Annotated in this window: 4 protein-coding genes and 1 riboswitch; all 4 genes read right to left on the bottom strand. The window is 49.5% G+C overall.

Annotated features, from left to right (window positions below):
- Nucleotides 1-252, bottom strand: a 252-nt coding sequence (locus GRP75_RS20825) for a bifunctional hydroxymethylpyrimidine kinase/phosphomethylpyrimidine kinase (protein ID WP_202404239.1), incomplete at its 3' end; no start/stop codon positions are given.
- Nucleotides 249-1,091 (bottom strand): hydroxyethylthiazole kinase, encoded by an 843-nt coding sequence (gene thiM / locus GRP75_RS20820; protein ID WP_179086212.1) that lies wholly within the window; start codon nt 1,089-1,091, stop codon nt 249-251. The genes GRP75_RS20825 and thiM, both read right to left, overlap by 4 nt.
- Nucleotides 1,092-1,165: 74 nt before the next feature.
- On the bottom strand, nt 1,166-1,855 hold the full coding sequence (gene tenA / locus GRP75_RS20815; protein WP_053325989.1) for a thiaminase II: 690 nt from the start codon (nt 1,853-1,855) through the stop codon (nt 1,166-1,168).
- 136 nt (nt 1,856-1,991) lie between these two features.
- Nucleotides 1,992-2,094: riboswitch (TPP riboswitch) on the bottom strand.
- 92 nt (nt 2,095-2,186) lie between these two features.
- On the bottom strand, nt 2,187-3,908 hold the full coding sequence (locus GRP75_RS20810; RefSeq protein WP_160790250.1) for an NAD-dependent malic enzyme: 1,722 nt from the start codon (nt 3,906-3,908) through the stop codon (nt 2,187-2,189).
- Between the last annotated feature and the right edge of the window lie 52 nt (nt 3,909-3,960).

Raw genomic sequence — 3,960 nt, 5'->3', positions numbered from 1 at the left:
CAGCATGCCAGTCTTCAGGGCATCCACTCCAAGGTCTAATCCTACAACTTCGATCTGTTCCGCTGTTGCTTCCTGTGGTAGCGGATATACGCCGTGGACCCCTAAAGTATTCTGTACAGTAACGGCCGTAATAGCCGACATGCCGTACACGCCAAGCTCCTGAAAGGTTTTGAGATCGGCTTGAATCCCGGCCCCGCCGCCACTGTCCGAACCGGCAATCGTCAGTGCTCTGGGTACACGAACGTCTGTCATCGCGCACCACCTGCTGTGGTTGTTCCGGCTTCACGGACAGTGACATGCCCCTCTAGCGAACCTGTATGTAGTTTGGCGAGTTCGTCGAGAAAGGCAATCTGGAAGCTGCCGGGCCCCAGTTCTGCGGTACGTGCTGCGGCTCGGGAAGCTGCTGCACCGTAAAATGCCAAGCCTGCTGTACCTGCGAGCAGCAGGCTGGGTTCAACAGCTGCAAAGGCACCTAACACAGAGGTCAGCAGGCAGCCTGCTCCGGTTACCTTCGTGAGCAGCGCGTCTCCACCGCTTATCATTCGTGCTTCGGCCCCATCGGTGATGACGTCCTCTTTTCCAGTAATGACAACCATTGTATTGAGCGTTTGAGCAGCCCGAATTGCCAGATCGACATTTCCGCTGTCAGCACTGTCACCAGCATCTACGCCTTTAATCTCACGCGCTTCTCCAACAAGATGCGCGACTTCGGCTGCATTGCCCCGCACCAATGAGATTTTGACTTCTCTCAGGATTCGCAGTGCCGATTCGGTTCTAAAGCTCGTTGCTCCCGCACCGACCGGATCTAGCAGGACCGGAACACCGTGTGCATTCGCCGATTGTCCAGCAATGATCATGGCATCCACCAGTTCGCGGTTCAGCGTACCGATGTTTAACACGACGGCTCCCGCTATTTTTGCCATGTCTGCTACTTCCTCGGGTGCATAGGCCATCACCGGGGAGGCGCCCAATGCATACAGGCCGTTGGCCGTAAAGTTAGTGACTACCACATTGGTCATATTGTGAACGAGAGGTTTGCTGTTTTGTACCTTCGTCAGGAGATCCGAATAACTTTTTTCCCATGTACTCATAATGATTATCCTCTCTATAGTTGGTGGTTCAACAGGGCATTAACCGTACTTCACGCATCGAATCGCCAGGCTGACTATTCCAAGACCGCTGCCTGCATCTGGACCGGCCATTCTTCCTGGTTATAAGCCATGTCCCAGAACTTATATTCCAGCTGGCAGCTCAGTATAAAATGCTCAATCATCCGCTCTCGCTCAGCAGCCGTTGCGCCTTCTGCCCAAGCATCTACACGTTCTCGGAACTTGAGTGTTGTATCATCAAGCTGGTCTCCATAGAAGCCCATCCATTCATAGAACGGATGAGACTCATCCGGCTTTACTTCATCCAGCAGCCTGCGACCAATCTCGGCATACGTCCACATACATGGCAGCAGCACAGCCAAGATCTCGCCCAGGCTGCCCTCATGCGCAACCGTCAGCATGTGACGGATATAGTGATGGGCCGACGGAGCGAGCGGATATCCCTGCAACTCTTCATAGCTCACCCCTGCGACAGCACAGAAATTTTGATGCGGATGAACCTCGCTGTGGAGAATAAAAGAGATTTGTTCATTAAATACAGCCATGTCCTCCCGATTCGTGCATTTGGAGATTGCGATGCCGTATATCCGCATGTAGGCGTTCAAATATTCAAAGTCCTGTTTTACATAGTGAATCAGCTGTCCCCTTGTCAAACTTCCTTCAGCAATACCTCTCACAAAGGGATGCTCAAAAATCGCTTGAAAAATGCCGTCCGCCTGCCGACGGAGTTCTTGTGTAAAACTCAATTTCCCCACCTCCATTAAATTGAAGAGCAAGAAGTCCTGTAAGAATATAATTCCGGAACAACGCTAAAAAGCCGCCCCGGAAAAATGGAGCGGCTTCAACAATAGGCCCAATACGCAAAAAACGCTTGAAACCTTATATACGAAGGCTCCACTTTCCTACGCTAGTACGAACTAGATCAGGTTCAAAGGGTCCAAGATACGCTCTTGTCTCAGCCATAGTGGCTCCCCTAGTGGACTTCTATTCTTTTGACTATTACTGTACATTCGTTCATATGCTATGTCAAACATAGTGTACAAAATATTAAATTTCCTCTAGTTAGGTGTTTTGGGCTTAGTGAGGGTGATGAATTACACTTTCCACTGCTTTGACCTTGGCATATTTCGGTTTCCACATTGCATCTTGTATAGCTTGTTCCACATCTGAAATGTGCGCCTGCGCTACCTGATCCTGAATCGCGGCTTTTGCAACCGCAATCGCAACAGCGTACGAAACTTCGCGTAATTTTCGGATATGAGGGAGTAGCGCACCGCCAGGCGTATTCGAATCTACACCATTGGCAACAGCAACTGCTGCCGCTGTAAACATCGCAGGGGTAATCCTTTTGGCTTTAACCACAATCGCACCCAGACCCAGTCCCGGAAAAACAAAGGCATTGTTCGCCTGTCCAATCTCAAAATTTGTATCGTTATAGGTAACGGGCTCAAAAGGACTTCCGGTTGCGATCAGTGCTCTGCCATCTGTCCACCGGATCAAATCCTCGGGTACTGCTTCTGCAAGGTTTGTAGGATTGGACATGGGCATAATGATCGGGCGTTCTACATGCTTTGCCATCTCCTTGATGATCTCTTCAGAAAAGGCACCTGCTACACCGGAAGTTCCAATCAATATCGTAGGCTTCACCTGACGGATGACCTCCAGTAGCGGTATTTTGCCGTCACCCGACCGGGTCCATGAGCTGACTTCATCCTTTTTGCGCACATACGGTTTCTGATACTCCAATACGTCTTCCATATCTTCCGTTAACAGCCCGCGATAATCAAAGGCCCAAAAGGACTTGAATGAATCATCTACGGAAAGGCCATCCTCGATCATAGCGCCCCGAATTTGATCAGCGTTACCGATCCCTGCAGCCCCTGGGCCGAAAACAAGTATTTTTTGTTCACGCAACGGAGTCTTGGTGACACCCACCGCCGAAAGAATCGCAGCCAGGGTCACTGCTCCTGTACCTTGTATATCATCGTTGAAGGTGAGTATGCTTTGACCGTATTTTTCTATAATATGGCGCGCATTAACGCTACCCACATCTTCCCAATGTAAAAGCGCCTTCGGGAATTGCGCTAACGTTTTGCTGATAAAAGTATCAATAAACTGGTTATAGACTTCTCCGCGAACTCGTTTATGGCGGTTTCCGATGTACAGTGGATCATTCAGCAGCTTTTCATTATTCGTGCCTACATCCAGTACAATTGGCAGCACCCGCCCAGGATGAATGCCTGCCGCAGCCGTATATACTGCAAGCTTGCCAATAGCAATGTTAATCCCCCCGACGCCCCAGTCACCAATCCCCAAAATACTTTCGGAATCTGTCACGACAATCAGATCCACATCATGGCCGCTCAAACCAGAATTATGGAATGCTTGTCCAATACCGTTCGGGTTATCTATCGACAAATATACGCCTCCAGGGCGGTTGTACTCGTGACTATATTCTTGAATCGCGGTTCCTACGGTCGGCGTGTAGACTACGGGCAGCATTTCACTCAAATGATCGGTTAGCAGCCGGTAGTAGAGTACGACATTTCGGTTGTGAAGGTCGTTGAGAGAAGCATTTTTACGCAGCATGGTGGGTTGTGCGAGAAACTGCTGATATGCCCGTACGCTCTGTTTCTCCAATGAAAGGACGGTTGGAGGAAGGATTCCTTCCAAACCCAGCTCTTTGCGTTCTTCTTCTGTAAAAGCGACACCTTTGTTCAAAAGAGGATTTGCCAACACATCCTTTCCCCGTAATGGAGTAGATAATGACCCATCGCGATTGACATAAAATGCTTCCATAGAAAGACCTTCCTTCTCTTCATTTACATATGGTAAGGATTTCACAAAATTC

The organism is Paenibacillus sp. OT2-17 (assembly GCF_009827695.1).
GTDB classification, from domain to species: Bacteria; Bacillota; Bacilli; order Paenibacillales; family Paenibacillaceae; genus Paenibacillus; species Paenibacillus polymyxa_B.
This window is presented reverse-complemented; position numbering and strand designations above follow the sequence as displayed.